This is a genomic window from Methanocorpusculum labreanum Z, assembly GCF_000015765.1.
GTDB classification, from domain to species: Archaea; Halobacteriota; Methanomicrobia; order Methanomicrobiales; family Methanocorpusculaceae; genus Methanocorpusculum; species Methanocorpusculum labreanum.
The window spans coordinates 850,418-876,160 of sequence record NC_008942.1; the positions used below are offsets into that span (position 1 = coordinate 850,418).

Sequence of the window (25,743 nt, forward strand, 5' to 3'; positions counted from 1 at the left end):
CAGTTATGGTCAGGAATCGGGACGAAACCAGAAGAATCCAAAGTGTTTTCCGGGAAAATACGGTATCTTTGGGTACTCCATCCAAACACTATTAATAGAAGAACTCCTAATGCATGGTTAACGGAGTTGTTTCAATCATGGCCTCGGGTAAATCAAAAAACGACAAAAAGGCGAGTAAGGAAGCTTCCAAGAAACTCGTGAAGAAAACGAAGACGGCAAAGAAGACATTAAAGCAGCTCAAGAAAGAGAAGCAGGCGGCCGAAAGTCTCCTTAACTACTGCCGGTCCATGAGCAACTACTTTGCCGAACAGGCAGCTCTTGAAGGCATGCTTGAGGAGTCGGCCGAACAGGGAGTCGGTGAAACGATCTGCGAAACCAGAGACAGTTTCCTCAAAGGCTTCCATGAATCCAACGAGTATGCCGACGCTCTTGCAGCCTACCGAAGCAGATTCCACGAAGAGTCCGCCGTTTCCGAAGAGATCCCGGAGCTTTCGGCCGAAGACACCCTGCCGGAAAGCGAATCCGAAACTCAGGAATACTGAGTTCACAAAAATCTCACTTTTTTTCGCCGTGCAGAGTTCCGCAAAACAACCGAAACGCTCATCCGGGTTACGCCGGGGGCCGGATCGGGCAGATATTTTCATGTGGTTTTGAAATTTTGTCGTCAGAACATGCGCGCAACTTCGACAAACGTTGAATTCCTCTGTAGACGATCGCAGAACAAATACCTCAAACCACAGAGTATATATCAAATCTACATGATAAATAATGTATAATTCGGATTTGCGGGGTAAGCCTCGCAAACGAGATACCTACTGGAGTACCGACATGACAGTCAAAGCTACCACAATGCTCTCTGAAGCAGACGGATATGACCTTCTGCGTCAGTTTAATGTACCTGCTCCGGCCTTTGAGATCGTCCAAACTCCGGACGATGCTGCAAAAGCCGCAACAAAAATCGGTTATCCCGTAGTAATGAAAATCGTCTCCCCCCAGATCATCCACAAAAGCGATGCGGGCGGAGTGATTGTCGGGATCAAAACGGATGCTGAAGCAAAAGAAGCATTCAATAAAATCGTAACCTCTGCAAAAGCCTATGATGCTTCGGCAGAGATCAAAGGCGTCATCGTTGAAGAGATGGCAAAATCCGGCCTCGAGCTGATCATCGGCGGTAAAATCGATCCGGCATTCGGACGCGTTCTTACCTTCGGTCTCGGCGGCACCCTGGTCGAGTTCTATAAAGATGTCGGGATCCGTCTGCTGCCCTGCGACGATGAAGATATCAGAAGTCTGATCCACCAGATCAAAGCATATACGCTCATCAGAGGATACCGCGGTCAGGCCCCGCTGGATGAGGAGTTCCTCTTCCAGACATTAAAGAACGCCTGCGACTTCTTTGAGAAAAACGTGAATGTCGTCGAGTTCGATATCAACCCCCTCAGACTCTACGAGAAGGGCGGCTGCGCAGTTGATGCACGCGTCATTGTTCAGGACGAACCGGTCGAACTTCCGGCGCACTACGATCCTGCAAAGATCGTACCGCTTGACTACTATAAGCCGAGAAGCGTCGCTGTGATCGGTGCATCCGATGACCCGACCAAAATGGGATACGCGGTGTTCCGCAATATTCTCCAGTTCCCGGGCAAAGTCTATCCGGTGAACAATAAACGCGACGAGATCCAGGGTGTCAAATGCTACCCGACTCTCTCCGATATCCCCGGCCACGTGGATATGGTCGTTATCACCGTTCCTGCTCAGCTCGTTCCGGCGATCATGAGCGAGTGCGGTCTCAAAGGCGTGAAGATGGCGGTCGTGATCACCGCAGGATTCAAGGAGATGGACGAGGATGGTCGTGCGCTTGAGACCCGTATGGTCGAGATCGCCAAAAACTACGGCATTCGTATCGTCGGTCCAAACTGTCTTGGTCTGATCCTTCCGCCCTTCAAACTCGATACAACGTATGTTTCCACTTCGCCTCTGCCGGGAGACATCGCGTTCATTTCCCAGTCCGGAGCTATCGTCAACGCAGTCGTAGGAATATCCCTTTCAGAAGGCTCCGAGATGGGGTACTCCGAGGTCGTTTCGGTCGGTAACCAGTGTGATCTGGACTTCCTGGACTACATGAGTTATGCAGCCCGCGACCCGCACACCAAATCGATCATCCTCTACGTCGAAGAGATCAAAAACGGTGTAGCATTCATGGAGATGGCAAAAGAGATCACCCAGACAAAACCGATCGTCGCGATCAAAGCCGGATCTTCAAAGAGAGGTCAGGCCGCAGCCGCTTCCCACACCGGTTCCCTTTCCGGTTCGTTCGACGTCTACATGGAGGCCTTCAGAAAGTGCGGTGTTGTTCCGGTCAAGACCCTTCCGGGCGCATTCCAGGTCGCAAAGGCCCTTGGCGATCTGAAAAAGCCGCTGACCGGCCGTCGTGCTGTCGTAATCACCAATGCCGGTGGATTTGCCGTTCTTTCCAATGACTACGCCGAGACCTGGGGCATCGAGATCATCGATCTGCCCAAGCACATCATCGATGAGCTGAACACCTTCCTCCCGCCGTTCTGGAACAAGAACAACCCGATCGATCTCTTAGGCGATGCCACCGAGGCACGTTTCAGAGGCGTCTTCGATGTTCTGTGCAAGAACGAGGATCTCTGGGATATGGCGATCCTCGTCAACTTCCCGAACAAGGTTCTGGCACCCGACCGGGTCGCCCAGATCCTGATCGACAACTCGAAACGCACGGACAATCTGCTGGTTGGAACCTTCGTCGGTGGAGACTGCTTAAAGCCGGGTGTCGATCTCTTGAAGAAGAACAATATCCTGGTCTTCGAGGAGCTGGAGTTTACCTACCGTGCCCTCGGACACCTGAGCTGGACTGCAGATCGCTGATCTGCACGATCTGGTCTGCCTCTCATTTTTTTATATCCATTTTTTGTGGTATGAATCTCTCAACCCCCAATCATTTTTTTTGATTTCGTGTAAGAGATGGTGTATATCCATGAGAAAGAACCAACCGCGAATCTCCGCGAATTAACGCGAATCGCATTTTCCTTACGTTCGGGTGCTCTGCTCCGGCTGATCGCCTGCGCAGAATCGCACCCTCTCTTGAAAAATGCTACAGGAAAAACCGGCGTGCCGGTTTTTCTGTTGTTTCGTTATTTTCTCGATTACACAAAAAGCGATGATTAAGGTGAGAAAAACCCGCACGCGGGTTTTTCCGTCAGCATTTTACCAGACGGCGTGCGATTCTGCGCAGGCGATCAGCCGGAGCAGAGCACGACGGCGCAAGAAAAATGCGATTCGCGTTAATTCGCGGAGATTCGCGGTTAAATTATCTCTTGTCTCCACACCCAGTAATACCCTTCTCGAATTGGATTGAGGATAACGCCGCGTAACTTCTCTTCAAAAAAATCGTTCCTTTCGCGTGCTTTTCACACTGCTTCAAACGTTCGCGTAAAAAAAAAGAAATTACTCTTTTGACTGTTCAGTCGAAGAGTGTGGTTCATCCTTTGGATGAAGATACATGCCTGTGTAGGTCAGATCAAGTGCCTTCTCGGAATTCTTCTTCGTAAGCAGACTGACGATAACCATCGCGGCGATTGAACAGAGCAGTGAATAGATTGAGAAGTGCATCGGCAGCTTGTCGATGAAGTTGTAGTACGCGCCGAACGCGAGACAGGTGATAAGACCAACGAGCATACTCGCAATCGCGCCCGCTGCGGTCGCCCGTCTCCAGTAGAGACCGGCGATCATTGGCACGGCGAATGCTGAAAGCATCAGGCCGATACCGAGCCAGATCAGGAAGGCGAGCATCTCCGGCGGGTTGATTGCCAGAATCAGCGAGATGACTGCCGCCAGAAGAACGCAGATCTGACTCACGAGAACCACCTGACGTTCGCTTGCCATCGGTTTGAGCATCGTCTTGAAGATATCCCAGGAGAAGGTCGTTCCAACCGTCAGCATAAGCCGGTCGGTCGTCGACATAACTGCCGAGAGAACGATCACCGCAAACAGACCCGTGATCAGGATGCTTGGACTTGCCGCCTGAATACCATACATCAGTGCAAAGTCCGCGACCCGTCCGCCTTCCGGCACAATCCCGGAAAGGAGGCCGTCCGCCTGCATGGATCTGACCGCCATACCGCAGATCTTGATCAAAAGCATGATCACGAGGTAGATCGAGAATGCCACAAGCGGCGCCCACTTGAAGTAGGACGTTTTTCTCGCAGCAAACACGTTCGAGAGAACGTGCGGTGCACAGGCGAGACCTACAATCAGCAGCACGCCAAACGAGAACAGATATTCAGGTGTACAATAGGCGTATGCTTCCGTGCTTCCCGACGGGAACCAGGGCATGACCAGATTCGGATCGATCGTTGCGAGAACCGTGTTAATATGCTCGAGACCTCCTGCATAGGTCAGGATGAACGGTGCTACGAGAATCACGCCGAAGATAAGAATCAGACCCTGAACGAGTCCCGTCCAGGAGACGGCATACAGGCCGCCGATAACGGTATATGCGGTGATGATGACCCCTGCGATCAGCAGGGCCTGCCAGTGTTCCAGCCCGAACGCCCAGATCAAAACGATACTGATGGCGGTGTACTGCCCGACGAGATATACCAGTGAAACTGCAATGCTTGCGATTGCAGAAAGAGTGCGAAGCTCCCGCGTATTTTCATATCTGAGTGCAAAATAATCCACAATGGTCATGCACCCGCTTTTTCTGCCGATCTTATTGAGTTTTGAACCAAAGAAGATGATACAAAACGCCGCCGACAATGGAACGAAAATCTGTTCCCAAATGCCCGGCCAGCCTGACGCAAACCCAAACCCGCTGGTTCCAACAAGCGTCATACCGCTGCAGATCGAACAGACGATCAACAGGGTAAACAGCCAGAACCCGAGACTTCTGCCGGCCAGCATATAGTCTTCTGAATTTTTGATCTTCTTCGATGCCCATACGCCGATACCGAGTAAAACTACAAAGTAAACAGCGATGAGCGCGATCGTAATAAATGTGCTTCCTTCAGCCAGTGCCATCTTTAGTCGTCATTCTCCTTAGGGAATGTGATGCCCCAAATTAATAGGAGAATGATACATAAAATGATGGCTCCGCCAACAGTGAAAACCGTGATATCGGGTAATCCTAGTATCATACCCATAAGCGTGCTACGTGTTGACATATAACACGATCGGTTCTATTGCGGCTTGCCTTCTGGGAGAGAGTGAAAAAAGCCGCCAAAAACGCTTTATTCCACGGCTTTTGAAACCGGCTCACGAAACAGGCGCATGACCGCGCAAAAAAAGAACGTTACAGAAGTTCCCGGCTTTCAGGGACTTCATACTGCTGAAGAACGCTTTTCTTCAGATCGATGACCGCCTTATCAAGAGGGACGGCGAACAAGAACTTCGGCGCATCGGCAAATCCGTGCAGACCGAAGATGACGTAAAAGGGATTTCCTTCGGCTGCTGCATACGCGAGATATTTTTCGTAGATCTCCTGGGTTGTCCAGGGCAGGTAGGCCTCGCCGTCTTCCCCGACAAACATACGGCTCCGGTAGCAGGTGACCAGATCATAGCGTTTCTCGTCGGCATTTCTAAGGGCGAGAAGATCCGGTTCGCCCGGGCTTCTCTCCTCGCGGCCGGTCGCCGACCATGTGCTTCCAAGCCGTTTGATCACGTAATCGCGAAACGCCAGAGCTACCAGAGGGTTGCCGTCATCGGGTTCCGTGTCTTTGTCCGGATACCACACACCGAGTGCCCGTTCGATATTGCCTAAAAATCCCATGTCAGATCAGTTGATGTGGAGATACTGCTCCGCACATTCCGTGAAGAGGGTCTCGTCCCTGCGAAGTCTTTCAGAAAGACAACTGTCATTATACGCTCTCAGTTTTGCCGCCTGGTCGTCGATGACTCCCGGCGGGAAGATGTCGTCTCTTTCGAGCAGTTTTCGTTTGGAAATCAGCGCATCGGCCGATTCTGTGCAGCTGATCGGCAGCCGGCGCAGAGTTTTAAGGAACGACGTGCACTCCTCATTGAAGATATTTCTCGATGCATAGAGTTCGTCTGCTTTGGTGAGGGCACCGTTCATGCCGAGACCGTGGATCGCCCCGCAGATCAAACAGGCGATCATTTCGTAGATGCAGGCCGAACCGTCGGCGACCCTGAATTCCAGGGTCTGTCTGGTAGCTTTTTCGGATCTTCTCTTAAGGCCGAAGTTTGCATCAGCCGCCATATCGACTCCGTCGACCCAGCCAAGCGGGACGCGGACCACGACCGATCGGTTCTGTTCTCCCCAGCAGATGTAGGTCGGTGCGTTTTGGTTCGGCACAAGTCTCAGATATGAAGTAGGAACGGTGTTCCCAAATCCGGTAGCCGCATCGCTGATGTCCAGAATCCCGACGATCATCCGCTTTGCCGTGTCGGAAAGTTTTCCCTCTTTGATCAGTACGTTCGTGCCGTTTTTCTCAGCAAGGAGGTGGATATGCAGACCGGAACCCGATCTGTCTATGGCGATCTTCGGCGCAAACGAGACCTCGACCTCGTACTTAACGCTGAGTCTTCTGAGAATCCATTTTGCAATGAGGATCTGTTCGACGGCGAGGATCGGGCTTGTCAGCAGGAACTCGATCTCGTGCTGCTCGTAATAATAGCCGTCTTTTGTAAAAGAACCCGCTTCGGCATGGCCGTATTTGATCTTCCCGCCGGCACGGGCGATCATAAGCATGGCTTCGGTCCGCATCTCGCAGAATCTGCAGAAGGGGCCCGATTCGTGATACCCGATCCTGTTGCTTCGGTGATAGAAGGTCTCCTCTTTGGAGATGATATAGTATTCAAGTTCGCCGAGGCATTTGAACTCCATCCCGGTGTGTTTTTTGAATGATGCTTCTGCCTGGCGAAGGATGTGTTCCGGCGAGGAGGCAAGCGGATGCCCGTTCCCGTCGTAATAGGAACAGAGGATGTTCAGGGTTTTGGCCTCTGCAAAAGGATCCATGAACGCCGTCCCGTATCTTGGGATAACGTAGAGATCGGAACTGTCTGCCTCGATAAAAGAGAAAAGTTTGCTGCCGTCGACCCGTTCGCCTTCGGAGAGGATCGTATCAAGCTGCTCTTTTGACGATACGGCGAAGTTCAGGGTTTTGAGTTTCCCGTCGCCGCCGGCATAGCGGAAGTTAACCATCTCAACATGGTTTTCTTCGCAAAAACGGAGGATGTCATCTTTTGTAAAATACTCAGGATTTTTTTTCAAAAACTGCACTAAGTCGTTTGGGTTCATCAGGACCTCCGCATCATTCATAATATATTAATATGGGTTCTTTTGGTACTTAAGGAGACTGGGTTTTTTAAGTATCGAACCGGTTTTTTTCATATTTCGTCCGATGGCAAAAACAGCCCGGCAGAAGGCTGTGTGCTCATATGCGATAGACTTTAAATCACAAAATCTAAACATATCTACACTACATGGAAGAAGAAATACCATCACCCAATACCGGTCGCTCACGCGAATCGAACATCTCCCCCAACGCCCTCGACTTCGGGGACCTCAACGACCAATACGCCAAGTTACGGGACGAAGCTCTTTTCCTGAAAAAAGAGAACGACTCTCTCCATAAAATAATCAAAACGACAAAAACCGAAAACGAGTCCCTCAGGCTGGAGAACAACAAGATCCGGATGGACAATGCGCAGCTCAAGAAGGAGAATGCGCAGCTCAAACGCCTGCCGCTGTTTGTCGCGGTTGTTTTGGAGAAGCTCGGCGAGAATGAGCTTTATCTGCGCCAGCTCGGCAACAATCAGGAGTATGTGACCCAGGCGAACCCGCTGATCTACGCAGAGGTCAAGGCAGGGACCAAAGTTGCCGTCAACAACACTCTCTCGGTCGTGAAGATCCTTGGAAACACCATCGACGAGCGGGTCCGCGTGATGGAGCTTGAAGAGAAGCCCGCGATCACCTTCGCCGACATCGGCGGTCTGAAAAACGAGATCATCGAGGTGCGTGAGGCGGTCGAATATCCGCTTACCCGTCCCGAGTCCTTCGAGAAGTTTGGTGTCGTCCCGCCCAAAGGCGTCCTCCTCTACGGCCCGCCCGGAACCGGCAAGACGCTGATCGCAAAAGCGGTCGCCAATAATGCCGGCGTTCCGTTCCTGAGAATGGCAGGTTCCGAGCTTGTCCACAAATACATCGGTGAAGGCGCCCAGCTGGTTCGCGATCTCTTCGAGATGGCCCGTGATCTTGCCGAGAAAAACAACGGGGTCGTTGTCTTCATCGACGAGATCGACGCGGTCGGCAGTATGCGGACCAACGACGGAACGTCCGGTTCTGCTGAGGTTCAGAGAACCTTAATGCAGCTTCTCGCCGAGATGGACGGGTTCAACAACCGCGGCAATATCCGGATCATGGCGGCGACAAACCGCCCTGATATGCTGGATGCAGCCCTCCTCCGTCCGGGAAGATTCGACCGGCTGATCAAGATCCCGGCCCCCGACAATGCTGCACGGATGCAGATCTTTAAGGTCCACATGAAGAAGATGGAAGCAGCCGGCTCCCTTTCCGGCATCGATTACGACGAACTGGTGCGTATGACCGAAGGTCTGACCGGCGCCGAGATCGAAGCGATCTGCCGCGAGGCGGGAATGCTTGCCATCAGAAACAACGAAGATCTTATCACCGGCATGAACTTCGTCCAGGCGATCCGCAAGGTCAAGCACCAGGACAAGGATGAAGAGCGCCGGGACATAATGTATATCTAATGCGTCTGGTCTGTATTGGAAAAGCAGGTGTGGATCTCTACCGGACCCTCTCGGACTCCGAGACGAGCCGGCACATCCTCCGGTTTTATCACCCGAAAGAGACACCCTGGGGTGTAGTTCTTGAGGTTGCGACCGTTTCCAGCGGACTCGCTCTGGCAAGCGAACTTCGCTGGTACATCATGCGGTATATGACCGAGGTGCTCTTCGAGGACACGGAGCATGCCGTGTACCTCACCCGCGATCTGGCACGAGAGGTGTATGAAACCCGATCGGCCGCGTTAATCGACGGCTGGAATATTTCCTTCAGCGTCATAATCATGGAAGACGGCAGTTCGGCCCGCGTCCCAGACGGCGTGCCGATTCCCGACGGTGTCGTCCAGCGATTCCGTGTATGGGGTCTGGCACGTGAACATCCATAAGTTACAATAAGTCTGAATACCAATGGAGTAATACGAGTATGGCACTTCATCTTTCTTTTACTTTGGATCCCGAACTGGCGGAACGGGTCGATATATTTGCAAGGAAACAGGAGCTGGAGCGAAACGAGGCCCTTCTGCGTCTGATCGAAGGGGGTCTCATGCAGGCCGAGCAGGCAGGGATCGTGTCGCCGCCGCGGGAACGAAGTTTTAAAGAGACGGCACGCATGCAGAAAAACATCGATATGCTGGTTCGAAACATCGATGAACTGAAAAAAGAGGTCCGGGTGATGCACCATCTGCTCAACCTCCAAAAGGAAGCCGCAGCTTCAAAACCCTCACGCCGCGGGTTCTTTAAAAAATAAGTTTTTTTATTCGGTAACGACGACCCGGTCTTCCAGCAGGAACGGACTTTTACGTAAAGAAAGAGAGAGCAGATACGGGTAGTTCCTGCTCAAATACTCCATGTGTTCCAGCCATGCGGTCGTGAGCTGACAGTAAACACGATTCACGTCGCCTGAAAGGTGAGCGAGATCGGACGCCGGCAGAGAGTGGATATCCTTTCTGCTGGCAAGTTCTTCTCCCAGATGGAAAAGATCCTGCATGAGTTTCGAGACGGTGTTATGCTCGAGAAGCACCGGGTTTTCGATCAGCCGCAGCAGAAAGTCGTGATTTTTCATAAAGAGATCTCTGACCTCGGTCAGATCGTCGGCGCTCGGGATCGTGCGGGTGCATAATTTTGCGGCTTGTTCCTTTGCCGCTTTGTACTGCTCTTTGGTCCAGGTATTTGTGACCAGCATCGTCTCGCGAAGCGTTTCTGGCGCTGTGTCCCACTGAACCATCTTGCGAAGCAGGGTATCGCCCATCTCAGTGAAAAAGAGGCCGATGACCATCCGGGTTTTTTCCCGCTGCTCACGTTTCGCCCGCATGGTCAGCAGACGGTTGATGATCAGCGTTACGATCAGAATGTTGATCGGGAGAAAACCCAGGCTGTTGAAGATGTACGACATGGTGTTGCTTTCCCCGTTGTCACCAAAGAACAGGAATTTAATCGCATACACACAGATCGAGATCGCGATCAGCATACAGGCGAGGCGTGCCTCCCACGAGAACTTTTTCATACGTATCCCCTCTCTTCCAGAGCGGAAATGCTTTCAAGCGCTCCTTCCAGCGTCTCCACTTCGATGACCGGGTGGCATACCCTGTTTTCCCGCACCTTCGTCATCACGGCATCGAAATCGATGTTGCCGGTTCCAATAGCCGAGTGGCTGTCGTGTTTACCGTCGTTGTCATGGAGGTGAATGTGGGAGAACGGCACCTCCAGAAACTCGGGCAGGACACTGCACTCGTTGGCATGCCCCACATCCAGACAGAAAAGAGCGCCGTCCAGCAGGTCGATGTCGTCCGGGGTCTTGAGATAGAAGTAGCCCCAGTTCCCCATGTTTTCAATAAAGTAGGTCACCCCGTAATCGGTCGCATCCGACCGGATCTGTGCAAGGGACGCTCGCAGGTTTTTACCGGCAAGCTCTCGCTCATATTCCCATGCGATGTATCCCGGGTGGATCACGACCGGAGCGTCGACCTCGGCCGCAATCGAAAACGTGTCCCGGATGACCTCGACTGCGGCCCGGCGAATGGGTTCCAGGACCGAGGCAAGATTCACACCCCGGGATGGAGCATGGATGCTGTACGTATAGGTGTATGAGTGAAGGAGTTCGGCGTCCGTGAGCAGATGGGGGCCGTCGTCCATGATCTCGACATAATCCGTGTAGGGAGCAAGAGTGTCAAGCACATTGGCCAGAGGGTCCGAGTGAAGGCAGTGCGTCGAGATTGAATAATCCATATGATTACTTATTGCCGGTGCTGGCAAAAAATGATTCGCACCGTATATTCTTCGGCGCTTGTGCGAATGATTGAATCCTGAATTTGACAGTTGGCAAATATACTTCTCCCACATCTCACTTCGTTTATCTGATAATGGGGTGCGGGGAAGTGACAGCGGGCTGCCCCGCATGGGCGGCCTTAGCTGAGCAAATCTCTGATTTGCGATCCGGCGTGGAGCCCGACGCGGTGTAAATATCGTATGTTCAGGGCTCACATATAGGGCCATAGCAGATAGGATATCACCACCGCGTCGGGCTCCACGCCGTGTCGCAAGTCTATCGACTTGCTCTGCTAAGATCGGCCGCTTTCAGTGTCCATCTCGCAGTTCCCTCCCGCACCCCATAATTAGAAACGAGAGCGTTTATCAAGGCCTTTGAAAAATGCTCAGGGGTACTCGTTATGTGGTATTTCCACTTACTGTTAAATTCAGGTTGAATCAACAAAATTATCTCCTGCCCACCGCATTCTGTTACAAACGATCGGTGATTCCTGCTGGTTTTTACCGGCGACTGCCTTCCTCTCCACAAGGGCACCCGCCAACTCTTTATCATTCCCGCACAAACACATAGGCATGAATCCAGATGGGGAAACCGGAACGGCGCTACTATACCGTATCCTGAAGCGCATCTTCTATCTGGTCGTCCCTATTCTGGTCTATCTTGTTCTGCTCGTTGTTTTCTGGTTCGTCTATCCCCCGCCGACGGGCGTATTTACTCTGCCGCCAAGCACCGAGTATCTCGCCCTTGTCGGTCTCATGGGGGCGTATCTTGTCCCGCCGTTTGGGAAAGAAACGATCGTCCCTCTGGCACTCGGGCTTGGCTATCCGATATGGGTCATCTTCCTTGGCGTTGTCGGGATGGACATCGTTACGGCAACCTTCGTCTCATTAAACTTCGACCTGCTGCTCAAAGTCCCGCTTATCGGCAGATGGATCCGGTGGGTCATGCGGACTGCCGACAAGGTGCGGGTTTCCAAACCATGGATTGAACAGCTTTCAAGCGCCGGCCTGTTGCTCTTCATGTATATCCCGCTGCAGGGATCCGGCTCGATCACCTGTTCGGTTCTTGGCCGGCTGCTTGGTTACAAACCGGCAGTAAGTCTGGGGCTGGTCGTTATCGGGAGTATTCTTTCCACGCTGACGGTCGCAATTGGGGCATCCTCGGTGATCCAGTTATGGTACATTAACCCGCTTCTGGGTGTTGCCGCCGCACTCGCCATTTTAGCGGCGATTTTGGTGATTGCATACTTCTGGAGCAGATTCACGAAGAGGTTTTATCGCTCGGAGGGGGTATGAACGAAGAGATCCCTCCATATTACACCCCTTCGCTGAAGATACGGCTGGCGATGACCTTTGGGATGTTCGGGCTTCTTGCTGTTTTCATCATCTGGCTTTTTGCGTATCTGCCGACCGATCAGTTCATTCTCGGCGTCTCCTTGTTTGCACTCTACATGGCACCGGGAGCAGGAAAAGAAAGTGTCGTCCCGGTGATGATGGGATTTGGTTTTCCCTGGTGGGTGGTGCTTGCAGGTATCGTCATAATCGACATGACGCTTGCGGTGTTGATCTCGTTTAACTTCGATCTGTTGCTGAAGATACCGATCCTTGGTCAGGTTCTGATGTTTTTTACCGGAAAAACAAATAATCTCCTGCAGAGAAAACCATGGATCAAAGGTCTTTCCGTTGGAGGTCTGCTTATTTTCATGTATGTTCCTTTCATGGGGTCGAGTGCGATCGACACCTCGATCATCGGAAGACTGCTTTCGATCCATCCAAAGATCATCCTGCCGATCGTGCTTGTTGGAAGCATCCTTGCGACCCTGACGATGGCATTTGGCGCATCTGCGATCATTAATCTCTGGTTCGTTCACCCGCTGTATGCAATCGGAGCGGTAGCTGGAGTGATCGCCTGCGGTGCTCTGATTTATTTCGGCTGGAAAAAATTTACTGCACGCAGGTTTCCAAAAAAAGAGTGAACCGGACTATCTTTTCAGATAGACGATCCAGCCGAGTGCAACACCCATAACCGAGGTTATGATGTAGAAGGCCAGGTAAACCAGCGCCGAGTCATTATAATAAATAAACAGGGTCGGGACGAAGGCTAAAGCCGATATGAGGGGGTGAAGGATAGCGGTCTTCTGGATGCCGCAGACAAGACCGAACACGATGCCTGAAATGAGACAGGCAAGCGGGTTTATGACGAGGAGCAGAAACCAGACCGGGCCGTCTGTCTGAAGAAACAGAGGAGGCAGGAGGTAGTATATGAGGAGCAGGAAGACGATTGTGCCGGCAAGAGCCGGAATGAGCGGTTTCATGATCTATTTATTGAAGAGGAGGAGCGCTGCACCATACATGGTGACCCCGATGGAGAGCATAATGATCGCGGATTCAGGCTGGATTTTGTGCATGAGAGACAAGACGAGCACCGCAATTCCCATTGCAAGACCCACTGCCGTGCAGATGAGTCTTGGGTGGTTGACCGTTGTATTTTCCTGTGTCATGGATACTCATATGTTCCTTCTTCCATATGAAAAGAACGGGATTTTTTGTGAAAGCGTTGGTCGCACTGATTTTAGGATATGTCCGGCATCTGCGCTCCCCGCCGTCTGCAGAGAGTATTTGCAGGTATGGCAGGCATCTCAGGCACACAACGGCAGGAAAACTCTTTGAAAGGCGTGGTTTCCAGCCGATGAAAACGGTGGCTTTATATCGTTCGAAAGGCTATGTAGTAGAGCACTTAGTGTGTAAAGCACAGGTCCCGGTAGGGTAGAGGATATCCTAGAAGCCTGCGGAGCTTTTGACCGGGGTTCAAGTCCCCGCCGGGACGTATCAGCCGATCTGTTTGAGATCGGCAGCGTCCATTTTTTTGTTTTTTATCTGTTACAATGACTCGTCAGCTTTTGCCGACGGATTTCATTTAGATTCTGGAAAACGCTAAAAAAAGTATAAATATTTTCGTTTGCTCTGCTCACTTTGCCGGGAGCAGTGCAAAGGAGACAGTAAGGGTGGAGCCTTCAAGGACTGCGCTCGTGCTTTCCACGTCGCGGTTTGATCCTTCTGCCAGGATCGCACCCATAAGGGAACAGACAGGGCAGCCAACCATGGTGCAGCATTTCGGGGAGGCTGACTGCAAAGAAAGACAGGTCTTCTTCATCGTAAATTCTTCAAGAGTTATTATCACTGATTTGTCGGTCGTTGCTGTGGTGACCTTATCGGCAAGCGAGAGGGTATCGTTTAGAACCTCCGAGATGCAGGTTCCAAGCTGGGAAATACTTCCGGTCGGGACAACAAGTTTATCCTCGCATTTTAACTGGCTGAGCAGGGCTTCGCCCGTTGCCCGATACTGGATACCATACCAGTCATTTACCGAGACGAACGTCATATCCTTCGGCATTTCCGGGATCGTCCCTCCGGTAACGGGGTTGACTTGAACATGCTCGCCTGATGGGAGGGTCCGGTAGACACTGTTGCTTGTGACCCCGAGATCTGCGAGGATCGTTGCAAGGTTGAGTGTTGGCGTGACCGGCAGCATCTCGGTGAGTTTTACCGGGAGAGGGCGGCGGTCGGCGAGGGTCAGCATAAGGACGCCGGTGATGAGAAGCATGAATCCGGCGAGAAGCAGAAGCGCGCTGGTCATGTCGCCGCGGTTCGTGAAGATATATGCGGTAAAGGTCAGTATTGCAGCAAGAAACAATACAATCGGTGCGAAGTATGCCGAGGTTATAAGTGTTGATTTGAGTTTCATTTGTTAGCTCCCTTGACTTCTTTTTTCAGACGGTATTCTCTGATAAACAGGATATAGATGACAACAATAACGAAGATTCCTGACGCGAGCACCGGGAGAACTACCGATATCTGCAGAGCGAATATGCATCCGGCAGCACCCGCAAGAAGACTTATGAGGATTATGTTCAGCCTCATCGGTGTTTCAGTGCATGCAGTAATTGCCAGAATCAGGAAAAAGATCAGAAGACCTGTCACCAGTACATACCCGGATGTGAGCACGAGCGGGAAGCCCGTCGCCGTCATAAACAGGATCTTTCGTTCGGGAGATATTTTGATCAGCGTGCAGATGAGGAACGCCGCTGCCAGGATCACGGCGATGATCCTCTGATCATTTGCAGCACCAATAACTGCAACGATCGCCATTAGTATCGAGAATACTATTTTATTCATTCAGACCATCTCCAGATCATTTGCCCCGGCACGGGTTAGGGCATTACGCACTTCTTCTTCGCGAGAAGTTCCGGCAACCCCTACAACAAACACCGTTACATGACGATTTTTCATCTTTGTTTCCGAAATAAAATATGTCAGATGACTCAGATCTCCGTGCGCTGTGGTGACAAAAGTGACGTGTGTCTCATTTTCCATATCCATCACGATGTTTTTCACGACATTTTCAAAATCAGTAGGATAACGTCCGGCATACTGCTGCTCCAAATCGGAAATGCGTTGTTCAAAATCAGTCATGATCTTACCAGGTTTATCTGTTTCCATCAATGCATACGGATGACTGAGTCGAAATACATAGTCCGTAGGACGGATACTGCCGGCACGTTTGAGCATGGCATTGATTTCATGGGTGAGACCTGAGCGGGTTATTCCCAAATACATGGCGCCGGAGAAGAAAATAACCGGAAAATCATCTCCGATTTTAATTCCCTCCAAAGCACCGATGACCGTCTCGGCAAAATGAATACATGTTTCTTTTGAGGCACCGAGCGGGGGAATATCTGCAATTAATGCAGGCAGACCGCCGGATGCATCCGATTTCAGGCGAACATAGAGATCTCTGTGCTTACTTGAGAGCTTCCAGTCGATATCTCTGATGTTATCCCCATCCGAGTAGGGGCGCAGAGATCTAATATCAAAACCCTGGAGAAGTGCGTGTCTGTCATATTCTTTAGCTCCCCATCCTGCCCCATGCCCAATGATCGTGTATGTTTGCGAGATCCCGGTTGGGTACATAGTGAACTTAGGAAGCCCGGCGTTTCGGGCAAACAGAAGTGTACGGGCGAAAAACATGTCGCTGCATGTAATCTGTATCCCTCTAAAATACGAATCACCGATGACCGGTATTCTCACTGCATATGTCGCTCTTCCTTCGATGAACTTTGTCGAGCCTGAAATCAGAACAGAACCTGTCGGGGGAACGTCTTCGAATGAAGCCGTCAATTGTTTAATTACAACAGTAATCGACGATGTTATGTTAACAATCGAATTCTGATGAAGAATCTGCTTGTCGACATCACGGGTTACATTAAGAGAGAGAACAAGGGTACGCAGTTTTGCGTGGAAAATGCCTGCCTGAATTACCAGAACGACCAGAATTCCAAGACCCGCACCTACTGCTTCCGATGAATTCATCAGCCAGGCATACCCAAAACAAAAAAGAGTAAACAGTAATAGAGTACTGGTCAGCGGGGTCGGATGCATGGATTATCTCACCGGAACACTTTCCAGAATATCTGAGATAACCCGCTGAATTGTGATGCCGCCAAGAACCGCTTCGCGTTTGAGGATCAGACGGTGATTGAAGCAATAGATTGCCAGAAATTTAACATCATCGGGTATCACATAATCACGACCGTGAATCGCCGCATATGCCATTGCGCTTCGCAGAAGACTAAGGGAACCACGGGTGCTGATACCAAGTTTCACGTCGTTATGGAGCCTGGTTGCCATAATCAAATCACCGATATAGGCAAGGATATCGTCGCTTGCATAAACGTTTTTAACCGTTTCCTGCATGGTAAGAATATCTGTCAGAGTCGTTATTGCTTCACAGCTCTGCTCTAAGGTATCCATATACAACCCGCGGTCGATGCCTTTTCGGAGAATGGAGACTTCATCGCCTACATTAAGATACTGGATCTGATAGCTGAGAGTAAAGCGGTCCTTCTGCGATTCGATAAGATTGAACGTCCCTTCCATTTCGTACGGGTTCTGCGTCGCAATGACCACGAACGGGTAGGGGAGAGGGAAGGTGAGATTATCGACAGTGACCTGACGCTCGGCTAGTGCTTCGAGCAACGCACCCTGCGCCTTTGGTGTCATTCGGTTGATCTCGTCCACGAGAAACACATTGGAGAAGATCGGACCTTTTTCAAAGCTGAAATCACCCTGGCTTTGAAGATATTTCTGAACCCCTATGACATCCATCGGAAGGACATCCACAGCCCCCTGCAGACGGCCGAATTTTCCTCCGATATTCTGCGCAAATATTTTACATATTGTGGTCTTTGCGGTCCCCGGAATCCCTTCCATGAGTAGTGCGCCGTCCGTCAACAATGTAATGGACAGGAGATCCAGAAGATTATCATAGCCAACGATGAATTTATGCAGTTGTTCTTTCAGTTGTTCGTGAAATATATGTACTTTATCGATGTTTTGCTGTTCTGTCATTGGCGGATTCTCCGTATGCCGATTATGGCTGCAAGAATTAAAATGATGGTAAGCAGGGCAGTGCCGATGGAGGGATATCTGTGCATTATCTGAAGGAGAGGACATAGTCCACCACCATCAGTCGTCGCTGAGTTGGTTTGGTCAATTATTATGTCTTCATTTATGAGAGCATCGATGACCTGCATATTTTCGGTATGAGTACGCACAAGCATACTGTTGATAAAAACCGAAGGGTCGGCAATGACGACTACACGCCCATTACCTATATTTTCTGATGCGATAAGTGAATAAACTTTCAGTGTTTCATTGCTGTCCGGGATATTGTTTCCGTTTGTGTCTATCCATGAGAGATAGGAGGTGGAAGCGATGACATCGCCCCCAGTGACATACCCCGGGTAGTTGAACGTGAGGGTCGTGACATTGGATCCGAAAAGATCTCCCTCGACCGTCCCTCGGAATATGCCCATGTCCTTATACTCCATGCTGGTGGATCTGACCGGTTCATTATGGACACGAATAGAACTGCCAACCTCTTCAAGAAATATGTTTGCATTCCCGCTCTGGTCGGCGATTATGACCGTGTTGCCCTGATACAGGTAGTCGGCAAGGCCCGTAAACTCGGTTCCGGGTGCGATGATCAGGAGTGTGCTGCCCGACTCCGCGGAGCGGAGATCATCATAGCTGTAAACACACTGTTTATCGGCTGCCATTCCGAAAAAATCGGAGGTGCCGTTCCAGTTGATGTTGTACCGGCTGTATTCCTCATCGGTCGTGGCAAACTGTGCGGTCGCTATTAGTCCGACGATGATGATTAGGAGGATGGCTATGATGACTCGTTTTCTCATGCGTTTTGTTCCAGAAGTATTTTAGCAAGTTCTTTGAGTCTGATGATATCGGAAACACTGGCATGTTTTGAGTATCTGACACGTTCGTAGAGTTCCACATACTCTTTCACGAGCGGTGTTCCTTCTGTGATTTTCAAGAGATCACGCGGGGTGAGCGCATCACTTTTCATAATCCCATGACTTTCTGCGATCGATGCTGCTATGAGTTTAAATTGTTCGGCGTGGCTCAGGTTGACCGGAGTATTTTCCAGGTCTTTTTCTGTATCTGTTTCTCCGTTGGATTCTCTCATATTATCTTCTATATCATGAGTTTCCCAAGATTCATTTTGTTCTGGTCCATCATCTGCCGTAGTGAATAATGGTGCTTCATCACTCGTTGGAATCTTAGTGGTATTCTCCATTTTACCACGCTTTGCCCGTTTTTTTATCCATATAACGAGGCCGACAACGATAAGCAGTATGGCAACTCCTGCAGAAATCCATGATATAGTTACCAGATCATAATCAGGACTTTCTGGTACGGATCCATTTTGCATCGGCGTGTCGGTTGGTTCTACCTGCAGTGATTCAGTGGGTGTGACACTTTGCTCCGTCTGAAGAGCTGCGATCTGCGCACTTACTCCGTCAATTGCAGATGAGGCGTTCTGTAAGTCGGCAGAGATCTGGATAAAATCCGGTGAATCTCTAGACAATGATTCTGACGCATTTTCTACGTTAAGAATGATTGTTTCAAGTTCATTTTGGTTCTCTAAAGGTACAGATGTGGCATTCATCTCCGTAAGCAGTACCTGCAGTTCCGTAATCTGCATCTGAAGATCTAAACTGATATTGCCCGTATCCACCGGGGTCGCAATCAATGATGATGCCGAATTATTCAAAGATACCGAAACTGCTGAAAGTCCTGCTATGATCCCGGCATAGGTACCTGAGGTATTACCTTCCACGAGCACCTCATCGGCAGCAGGATATGTGATGTTGTCATACGTCTCATCAGCAGCCGCAAAACCGCAGGATCCTCCGGCTATGAGGAAGATCACCAGAAGAAGTGTCAGAATATTATGTTTCATTATAACCCTCAATTATCAGTTTGGAAAGAGTTTCCATTCTCTTCATTTGTTCACGTGTCACAATCACATTTGCGTAATGCAGATACTCATATGTAGACATAAAGTCCCGTATATATTCTGTGGATACGGTTATGCCCTTCAGAATTTCCCTCGGGGTCAGAACAGCGATGTTTTGGATACGTTCGACTGATGCGAGAAAAACAACAGTTGTTGTATAGATCCGGCGGAGTTCGTCCAGATCGTCTGCATCTTTTTCATTTTTGAATATTTCTTTGATCACTTTGATAATCGCAGGCTCAGATGCGATGATTTGCTGCGGGATAATTCCTGCCTTACCGGTTTGCTTTTGAGATGGTTTTCTTCTTACGGCAAAGCGAACTATCAGGATGATCAGCACGCCGCCGATAATAGCCAAAATAATGTAGTAAATGGTTGGATTAAGGATCGTGACAGGATACAGCTCGCTCGTGTTTCCTTCGAGCGGAAACGAGGGATCATCGAAGACCGCGTAGAAAGCATAACCCCCATCAATGAGTTCAGCAGAAACGTTCCAAATACCGTTTGCATTGGTGATACCTGTACCGATGTTGATGTGATCCTCAGAGTAGACGGTAACAGGCGCTCCGACGACCGGGATATCGTCTTCGGTCCGTAGAGAACCGTAGAGAGTCAGTTTTCGGTGGAGCTCTCCGTTTTCCTGTTCATCTTTGAGAATCGTAACGACCGAAGGCTTCGAAAGGATAGTGATGTAAACCGGCTTTGAAGTGATGCCTTCGGACTGGACGGTGACTGCATGGATTCCTTCGGATATCCGGCCGATCGTCATGCTCTTTGCAAAGACCCCTTCAGTATCTTTTGCTACAGTACCCCAGAGATTCGTATCCCAATAAATTGATAATATTGAACCTGTGTTACTCGCGATACCTGAGACGAGGATTTTATCCCCGTAGTATCCTTTGACCGGGTAGACTGTAAGGGTGATCAAGCCTGATGTGTCAGTATTGATACTTGAACCGGACGTATCTTTGATGATGAGTTTACCCGATGAATCCGTTGTTATGGTGATTTTCCCCGAGGTGGCATCAGTAATGATCTGATTTATCAGTAATACTGAATCCTGCAGCTGACTCACGTCTAATCCATAATATGCGGCGATCTGTGCCATGATGTCAGCAGAATCGGCGTAGTTCATTGCCGTCAGGGCGAGTTCGTTTCGGATGAGGAGTGATTCTGCTTCAAGACTGAATGATCCGAGAATATTTCCTTCGGCAGCGTATTGTTTTTTTAACTCGTCGATCTCTTCGAGACGCACTACATCATTCAGGATGATCTGGATGGAGGTGTCGAGAGATGAAGCTTCCTTTTTGTACGTGTTGATGTCGGTTTTGGTCAGACTTATTTTTACGATGTTAGTGCCAAGGCGGCTGACCGAGTTTTCATACGCGGCAAGATAGCGAGCAGCATATTCCGGATCATCAATACTTATTTGATAAACCGAGTCGTAGGAAAGGCCGATGATATCTTCCATCAACGGCAGAATGGTCTCGGCCTCTTCCGTGGTCATGACGGCTATCGACGAGGGGTCGGTGTGATCGGATGTGCTGGTGTTTCCTTCGGCAGCGTAGAGAAGCGTGCCGCTTCCGGCAAGCAGTGCTGCAAGCATTACTACAGCGATGACGGCAAGTATTGCGGCAGCTGCAGCGAGGTTTTGCCTCATTTTGCGATGATCTCCACGATTTTCATGATGATGATGACGGCAAAGATGCCGACGCCGGCGATCCCAATCAGGCGCTGCCAGCGTGCACTTTTCGGCCGAAGGGTGGTGACAACGAAGAACTCGGTGATTATCAAAAAGCCGATGAGCCAGAGTACAAAAAAGATCTCGATATTGATGGTTCGTGCGAGGATCATGATCGCGGCTACTGTGCCCATCCATGCTGTCAGGATGAGTGCTGCGGTCTGGGTTTTCGCGGGAGCCATAGATAATGTATTGATTTGGTGTATTTAGGGTAATAGATTTTGGTTTGCGGCTCATCGACTGCGTCGATGAGCTCAGCTGAGCAAGTTTTCGAAGAAAACTTGCGAGTGCGGGTCGGACACGAAGCGGACGACCTTAGCTGAGGCGGGCGGCCCACAGGGCGGCCTCAGCGGAGGCGGATTGACGGCGCAGCCGGCAATCTTAGCGGAGCAATTTTCCGAAGGAAACTTGCGACCAAATCTTTGATTTGCGACTGCGGATTGACGGCGCAGCCGGCAATCTTAGCGGAGCAATTTTCCGAAGGAAACTTGCGACCAAATCTTTGATTTGCGACTGCGGATTGACGGCGCAGCCGGCAATCTTAGCGGAGCAATTTTCCGAAGGAAACTTGCGACCAAATCTTTGATTTGCGACTGCGGGTCGACGACGCAGTCGTCGAGCTTAGCTGAGCAAACCGTAGGTTTGCGAACGCGGACCGGAGATGCGATGCGCATGATGATTCAGATGTGCGCTATGTGTTAAGGGATTAAAGCAATCCCTTTTCGCGGTAGATATTTGCAATCCCCTCATGCTCAATTTTCCATGAAATCATCTCAAGGAAATCCGCTTTGGAGATGTGAAGCTGAGCTGCCATCTGTGCCTGAAGGAAATCAGTGAGTTCCTGATCATTATGACTCATGTGGGTTTTTACAGCGGCAATTTCCCCATTATCCTCAAAGTAATATCGCGGATGCTTCTGCCTGCCGGCTTCCACGATAAAACCCTTTTTCTTCATAGCTTTCTTTACTGTCTCTGCCTTCAATACCGCCATGAGATCACATCCACACGGCATCTTTAAAGCGTTCGCCGCGGGCCTTTGCAGCTGGGGAGAGGTTTAGAGCAGGGTTGTTGAAAAACCCGAATCCATCTGAAAACTGTAGTTGCGCTTCTTCAATAGCCTCTTTGACGTTTGGAGATGAAACAAGGATCGAGTATTCTGTATTTGCCAGTTGGATATAGCCGTTTTCTGCAATATTCAATGTTAACGGCAAGGGTTTTTTCAGCTTTTTCATCTCTTCGCCAATGAATACGGATTGGAGAAATATAACGCCATACTCTTCTCCTTTGTCTCCAATCTCTACGGTATCCAGGAGAATATTAAGCACATCGTCGTAGGTCTGATGTTCACGTTTACGAGAGAGGATGCGCTGTTTTGTTTTGGGGTAAACGGGCATCTGTGTCCGTTTTTTGTCTCCATCTATCGCCTGCATGATCGTATCTGATAATGGGAAGGGGAAGATAATAGGTTTTGCTGTCATGGAATCGTCAATACGGTCGTTTCTCTGTTTAGGGGGCGGGGACCTTTAGGTCCCTTAGCCGAGGCGGATCGACGGCGCAGCCGGCGATCTTAGCTGAGCAAACAGAATGTTTGCGAGCGGGCGGGTTGGATGCGAGCGAAGCGAAGCAGACGACCTCAGCCGAGCAAGTCGATAGACTTGCGAGCAAATCTCTGATTTGCGACCAAGGCTTTGCGTTGCGAGTCGGCCCGCGGTGGAGATGTCCTCTTTTGCCGGGGTCGCTATTTGTTTCCAATATGCCAGAGCAAAAACAATAAAACAATAATACATGTCACCGTAAATGTCACGGTAAATATTGGCCAATCTGCTATCTGGTGGTAAGATCATCTATACGGGTACGGGTTGTCTAACGGTTTTTACGCAGCTCAAATATTTGCCGTGCGGATTTGGTGAACGGGCATGCCGGCTTTGTCTTACGAGTGGGGCGAAGCCTTCGCGTCAGGGGTGTCTTTGTAATCTGAAGAGAATCGTTTCATCCTCCAGAAATCCTGTGGTGAATTTTGCAAAATCAGGATCATACCAAATATTGATATCATTTTTGGTATGAGGTCATAAAATTCCATACTGCGTATTTTTGCTCTTAGCAGAAGTCCTTCATCATAACCGACTATCTCATTAGCCGTATTCACCAGCATATGCAGCTTGATCGTGCTGTCAAAACCAGACAGATGAGATAATAAGCAATACTGCGAGGATGCGTTTTTTTGGTTATTCAACAGTGATGTTCGCGAAAATGACAGTGTATTAGCCCATAGGCAGCTTATATCTCGTCTTTATTCAGGATCCTGATCAGGAATACATAGAGATCTTCAATATCTGTATTTGCGACGGTCCAAACTACCTCAGGATCTATGCGAAAATACTGATGGAACATAACGTTTCGAAAATCCTTGATCTCCTGCCAGGGTATTTCATCATGTTCTTTTTTGAACTCCTTGGAAATATGGGTGGTTGCCTCTCCGATGATCTCCAGAGAATGGACAACAAGATCCAATTTGTCTTCATCCAGAAAGAATGCCTCTTTTTTGACCGAACTGGTAATTTTTCGTATTTTTTCACAGCGCTGAAGCATGTGGTCCAGATAGATATACTCGGATTTCATGCCTCTGCCTTATTTGCTTCAAACAGTATCATATCGCGTTCTATGTAGGGGCGAAGTGACGGTGCCAGCCATCGTACGGGAACTAAATCGACCGTTCTTCCAAACAGATCTTCCAGATACTGTTTGAAGGCGAAAAATTCCCGAAGAGGGACCCCGCCTGTTTTGAATGCATACAATACATCTACATCTGAGTCGGGCGTGTCTTCTTCCCGACTCACGGAGCCGAAGATTCCGATCGTTTCAATGCCGAAACGCTCGCGTATCTCCGGAAGGTTTGCCTCTAATTTCGTGAGTACCTCCTTTTTGATGCTTGCGTATTCGGACATGATACAGGTATATGGTACTTTGTCGGTGGATGGTAATGAGGTTTTGCCTGCCTCAGGCATGGCATACTTTTAATGGAAATAATAAACTATGTACAAACGTGTTTGATCAAAGATGAAAGATACTACGATTTTTTTACGTGCATCTCCTGCAGAATTCAGGCAAAAGATATATGTGAGTTTGAATCTTAATGAATACATATAGAACAGGAGGTGCAGCATATGATACGAAGAGGTAAAGCATCCCGCAGAATATATGAAATCACGGATAAAAATCTCAAAATGACAGTACATGATGCAGTCCCAAAGCGGGGCACCGGTGATACAGGCGGATCTGCAGGTTTGGCGGATACACACGCAGCGCGGGTGATATGTATCACAAAGCCGCAGCTATCCAGAGCGTCTTTGGGAATCTGTGCAGCGATATCTCAGGAGAATATGACCTTCAGCACAGATTATCATACAATAGATGCAGTTTTAATGAAGATGACGCAAAAAACTGCTGATGTGCTTAATTTGAACAATTCATGAACTATTTTTTCATTTTTGCAGGACCGAACGGGTCGGGCAAATCCACTGTGATCGGGAATTTTGCAGCATCTCCATTCAGCTTTTATGATTCGAATGATGCATTATATATCAATGCGGACTATTATGCCAAATTGGATCCTGTCGTTAAAGCTATGCCGGAAGGCAGAGAGAAGGATCTGGCTGCATGGCACGGGACAAATGCATGGCGCACGAAGGCATTGAGGGACAGGCATCACAACATTAAATGGGAGACGGTTTTTTCTCATCCGGGAAGAATGGATGTTATTAGAGAAGCAAAGGAACTGGGGTATTTCGTTATACTGGTGTATGTGACAACGATCGATCCGGCCATAAATGTGGAACGTGTACTGATGCGTGCTGCACAGGGAGGACACGGTGTTCCCGAAGAGAAGATACGCAGCAGGTATGAACGGTCGGTGAAGCTGCTGCCGGATATGCTTGATCTGGCGGATGAAGCATTGGTCTATGACAATTCTTATCATAAATCTCCTCCTGGATTGATCTTTGGAAAGATCGGGGGCGAATATATGGTTTTGAACAGAGATAAAATGGATGCGGCGCTGTTTTCATGGGTCCGCCGGAATCTTGTCGAGCCTCTGGAAGAAAAGTCGAGATTCTGTTTAGTCTTAAATGAGGAGATCTCCAATCTTTTTATCCGGGACCATTATCCGTAGAGCAGCATTTTTTTCACGGAGACTCTGAACAGATAGAACTGACGAGGCGGGGCCTTAGATCCCTTAGCTGAGGCAGATCGACGGCGCAGCCGGCGATCTTAGCTGAGGCGGGCCGGTCCATAGGACCGGGCTTAGCGGAGCAAATCTCTGATTTGCGACCAAGGCTTTGCCTTACGAGTCGGCCCGCGGCGGGAGTATCTGTTCAGGTGATGAATCCATCGCTGCCCCTCAGCATATTTTGAATTCTCTCATATTGAAAGGTCAGAATATGACCTTTGACGCACTGCCAAGTCCATAGAAACTCTCTGATGTAAGTTTCACCTATCTTAAAGCCACATTCAAAAACAGGCTGAATGAACCTGAAATAACAGATCGTGACCTGGCTTCATTTGGTCTCATTTT

The 25,743-nt window shown here is 49.6% G+C and carries 29 protein-coding genes and 1 tRNA gene; 11 read left to right on the forward strand and 19 right to left on the reverse strand.

Going from position 1 to position 25,743, the window contains the following annotated elements; translation table 11 throughout:
• Window positions 1-113 precede the first annotated feature (113 nt).
• The 3 genes from MLAB_RS04530 to MLAB_RS04540 all read left to right on the forward strand — a co-directional run bounded on the left by MLAB_RS04530 (window position 114) and on the right by MLAB_RS04540 (window position 3,192).
• Complete coding sequence (locus MLAB_RS04530) at window positions 114-542, forward strand: hypothetical protein (RefSeq protein ID WP_048062029.1); 429 nt, start codon at window positions 114-116, stop codon at window positions 540-542.
• Between the two features lie 286 nt (window positions 543-828).
• Window positions 829-2,892, forward strand: a complete 2,064-nt coding sequence (locus tag MLAB_RS04535; protein ID WP_143702769.1) for an acetate--CoA ligase family protein — start codon at window positions 829-831, stop codon at window positions 2,890-2,892.
• Window positions 2,893-2,988: 96 nt separating this feature from the next.
• On the forward strand, window positions 2,989-3,192 hold the full coding sequence (locus MLAB_RS04540) for a hypothetical protein (RefSeq protein ID WP_048062030.1): 204 nt from the start codon (window positions 2,989-2,991) through the stop codon (window positions 3,190-3,192).
• 279 nt (window positions 3,193-3,471) lie between these two features.
• Here the strand turns inward: MLAB_RS04540 and MLAB_RS04545 are convergent, their stop codons facing one another.
• From MLAB_RS04545 to MLAB_RS04555, 3 genes are all read right to left on the reverse strand, one after another.
• The gene (locus MLAB_RS04545) at window positions 3,472-5,046 is read right to left on the reverse strand and encodes a sodium:solute symporter family protein (protein WP_011833236.1); all 1,575 of its coding nucleotides are present in this window, start codon (window positions 5,044-5,046) and stop codon (window positions 3,472-3,474) included.
• Window positions 5,047-5,317: 271 nt separating this feature from the next.
• Complete coding sequence (locus MLAB_RS04550) at window positions 5,318-5,794, reverse strand: hypothetical protein (protein ID WP_011833237.1); 477 nt, start codon at window positions 5,792-5,794, stop codon at window positions 5,318-5,320.
• A gap of 6 nt (window positions 5,795-5,800) precedes the next feature.
• Window positions 5,801-7,282, reverse strand: coding sequence for a glutamine synthetase family protein (locus MLAB_RS04555; protein ID WP_245525984.1), 1,482 nt, complete (start codon window positions 7,280-7,282; stop codon window positions 5,801-5,803).
• A 185-nt stretch (window positions 7,283-7,467) separates the two neighbouring features.
• Here MLAB_RS04555 and MLAB_RS04560 point away from each other — a divergent pair, with 185 nt between their 5' ends.
• From MLAB_RS04560 to MLAB_RS04570, 3 genes are read left to right on the forward strand one after another with little or no spacing between them, the layout of a single operon-like run.
• Window positions 7,468-8,757, forward strand: a complete 1,290-nt coding sequence (locus tag MLAB_RS04560; protein ID WP_011833239.1) for a proteasome-activating nucleotidase — start codon at window positions 7,468-7,470, stop codon at window positions 8,755-8,757.
• Window positions 8,757-9,176 (forward strand): DUF5804 family protein, encoded by a 420-nt coding sequence (locus tag MLAB_RS04565; protein ID WP_011833240.1) that lies wholly within the window; start codon window positions 8,757-8,759, stop codon window positions 9,174-9,176. Before MLAB_RS04560 ends, MLAB_RS04565 begins: the two co-directional genes overlap by 1 nt.
• A 38-nt stretch (window positions 9,177-9,214) precedes the next feature.
• Entirely contained in the window at window positions 9,215-9,538 is a 324-nt protein-coding gene (locus MLAB_RS04570; protein ID WP_011833241.1) for a hypothetical protein, read from the forward strand.
• Window positions 9,539-9,544: 6 nt separating this feature from the next.
• On the opposite strand, the gene MLAB_RS04575 is transcribed toward MLAB_RS04570, so the two are convergent.
• Both MLAB_RS04575 and MLAB_RS04580 read right to left on the reverse strand, forming a co-directional pair.
• Window positions 9,545-10,294 (reverse strand): hypothetical protein, encoded by a 750-nt coding sequence (locus MLAB_RS04575; RefSeq protein WP_011833242.1) that lies wholly within the window; start codon window positions 10,292-10,294, stop codon window positions 9,545-9,547.
• Entirely contained in the window at window positions 10,291-11,016 is a 726-nt protein-coding gene (locus MLAB_RS04580) for a sugar phosphate isomerase/epimerase family protein (protein ID WP_011833243.1), read from the reverse strand. Before MLAB_RS04580 ends, MLAB_RS04575 begins: the two co-directional genes overlap by 4 nt.
• A 612-nt stretch (window positions 11,017-11,628) precedes the next feature.
• On the opposite strand from MLAB_RS04580, the gene MLAB_RS04585 reads away from it, so the two are divergent.
• Together MLAB_RS04585 and MLAB_RS04590 are read left to right on the forward strand one after the other, a co-directional pair.
• The gene (locus tag MLAB_RS04585) at window positions 11,629-12,351 is read left to right on the forward strand and encodes a small multi-drug export protein (RefSeq protein ID WP_011833244.1); all 723 of its coding nucleotides are present in this window, start codon (window positions 11,629-11,631) and stop codon (window positions 12,349-12,351) included.
• The gene (locus MLAB_RS04590; protein WP_011833245.1) at window positions 12,348-13,031 is read left to right on the forward strand and encodes a small multi-drug export protein; all 684 of its coding nucleotides are present in this window, start codon (window positions 12,348-12,350) and stop codon (window positions 13,029-13,031) included. Before MLAB_RS04585 ends, MLAB_RS04590 begins: the two co-directional genes overlap by 4 nt.
• A 6-nt stretch (window positions 13,032-13,037) precedes the next feature.
• On the opposite strand, the gene MLAB_RS04595 is transcribed toward MLAB_RS04590, so the two are convergent.
• Both MLAB_RS04595 and MLAB_RS04600 read right to left on the reverse strand, forming a co-directional pair.
• The gene (locus MLAB_RS04595) at window positions 13,038-13,370 is read right to left on the reverse strand and encodes a hypothetical protein (protein WP_011833246.1); all 333 of its coding nucleotides are present in this window, start codon (window positions 13,368-13,370) and stop codon (window positions 13,038-13,040) included.
• A gap of 3 nt (window positions 13,371-13,373) precedes the next feature.
• Window positions 13,374-13,556 (reverse strand): hypothetical protein, encoded by a 183-nt coding sequence (locus MLAB_RS04600; protein ID WP_048062031.1) that lies wholly within the window; start codon window positions 13,554-13,556, stop codon window positions 13,374-13,376.
• A 254-nt stretch (window positions 13,557-13,810) separates the two neighbouring features.
• Between MLAB_RS04600 and MLAB_RS04605 the strand changes: the two genes are divergently transcribed.
• Window positions 13,811-13,882, forward strand: a tRNA-Arg gene (locus MLAB_RS04605).
• A 141-nt stretch (window positions 13,883-14,023) separates the two neighbouring features.
• Here MLAB_RS04605 and MLAB_RS04610 read toward each other — a convergent pair.
• From MLAB_RS04610 to MLAB_RS04670, 12 genes are all read right to left on the reverse strand, one after another.
• A complete protein-coding gene (locus tag MLAB_RS04610; RefSeq protein ID WP_011833247.1) occupies window positions 14,024-14,800 on the reverse strand; it encodes a hypothetical protein in 777 nt (258 codons plus the stop codon).
• Entirely contained in the window at window positions 14,797-15,231 is a 435-nt protein-coding gene (locus tag MLAB_RS04615; RefSeq protein WP_011833248.1) for a hypothetical protein, read from the reverse strand. Before MLAB_RS04615 ends, MLAB_RS04610 begins: the two co-directional genes overlap by 4 nt.
• Complete coding sequence (locus tag MLAB_RS04620) at window positions 15,232-16,494, reverse strand: DUF58 domain-containing protein (protein ID WP_011833249.1); 1,263 nt, start codon at window positions 16,492-16,494, stop codon at window positions 15,232-15,234. It abuts the gene before it with no gap.
• 3 nt (window positions 16,495-16,497) lie between these two features.
• Entirely contained in the window at window positions 16,498-17,463 is a 966-nt protein-coding gene (locus MLAB_RS04625) for an AAA family ATPase (protein ID WP_011833250.1), read from the reverse strand.
• Window positions 17,460-18,308 (reverse strand): DUF4350 domain-containing protein, encoded by an 849-nt coding sequence (locus tag MLAB_RS04630; RefSeq protein ID WP_011833251.1) that lies wholly within the window; start codon window positions 18,306-18,308, stop codon window positions 17,460-17,462. The genes MLAB_RS04625 and MLAB_RS04630 overlap by 4 nt, the downstream gene beginning before the upstream one ends.
• On the reverse strand, window positions 18,305-19,375 hold the full coding sequence (locus MLAB_RS04635) for a hypothetical protein (protein WP_011833252.1): 1,071 nt from the start codon (window positions 19,373-19,375) through the stop codon (window positions 18,305-18,307). Before MLAB_RS04635 ends, MLAB_RS04630 begins: the two co-directional genes overlap by 4 nt.
• A complete protein-coding gene (locus MLAB_RS04640) occupies window positions 19,365-21,092 on the reverse strand; it encodes a hypothetical protein (RefSeq protein ID WP_011833253.1) in 1,728 nt (575 codons plus the stop codon). The genes MLAB_RS04635 and MLAB_RS04640 overlap by 11 nt, the downstream gene beginning before the upstream one ends.
• Window positions 21,089-21,355: a hypothetical protein gene (locus tag MLAB_RS04645; RefSeq protein WP_011833254.1), complete on the reverse strand. Its 267-nt coding sequence runs from the start codon at window positions 21,353-21,355 to the stop codon at window positions 21,089-21,091. The genes MLAB_RS04640 and MLAB_RS04645 overlap by 4 nt, the downstream gene beginning before the upstream one ends.
• A 524-nt stretch (window positions 21,356-21,879) precedes the next feature.
• A complete protein-coding gene (locus tag MLAB_RS04650; RefSeq protein ID WP_011833255.1) occupies window positions 21,880-22,164 on the reverse strand; it encodes a hypothetical protein in 285 nt (94 codons plus the stop codon).
• A gap of 4 nt (window positions 22,165-22,168) precedes the next feature.
• The gene (locus MLAB_RS04655; RefSeq protein WP_011833256.1) at window positions 22,169-22,651 is read right to left on the reverse strand and encodes a hypothetical protein; all 483 of its coding nucleotides are present in this window, start codon (window positions 22,649-22,651) and stop codon (window positions 22,169-22,171) included.
• 799 nt (window positions 22,652-23,450) lie between these two features.
• The gene (locus MLAB_RS04665) at window positions 23,451-23,792 is read right to left on the reverse strand and encodes a HepT-like ribonuclease domain-containing protein (RefSeq protein ID WP_011833257.1); all 342 of its coding nucleotides are present in this window, start codon (window positions 23,790-23,792) and stop codon (window positions 23,451-23,453) included.
• Complete coding sequence (locus MLAB_RS04670) at window positions 23,789-24,178, reverse strand: nucleotidyltransferase family protein (RefSeq protein WP_011833258.1); 390 nt, start codon at window positions 24,176-24,178, stop codon at window positions 23,789-23,791. Before MLAB_RS04670 ends, MLAB_RS04665 begins: the two co-directional genes overlap by 4 nt.
• A 159-nt stretch (window positions 24,179-24,337) precedes the next feature.
• On the opposite strand from MLAB_RS04670, the gene MLAB_RS04675 reads away from it, so the two are divergent.
• Window positions 24,338-24,646 (forward strand): hypothetical protein, encoded by a 309-nt coding sequence (locus MLAB_RS04675; RefSeq protein ID WP_042699430.1) that lies wholly within the window; start codon window positions 24,338-24,340, stop codon window positions 24,644-24,646.
• Window positions 24,643-25,341 (forward strand): AAA family ATPase, encoded by a 699-nt coding sequence (locus tag MLAB_RS09405; RefSeq protein WP_011833259.1) that lies wholly within the window; start codon window positions 24,643-24,645, stop codon window positions 25,339-25,341. The genes MLAB_RS04675 and MLAB_RS09405 overlap by 4 nt, the downstream gene beginning before the upstream one ends.
• The last annotated feature ends 402 nt before the right edge of the window (window positions 25,342-25,743 follow it).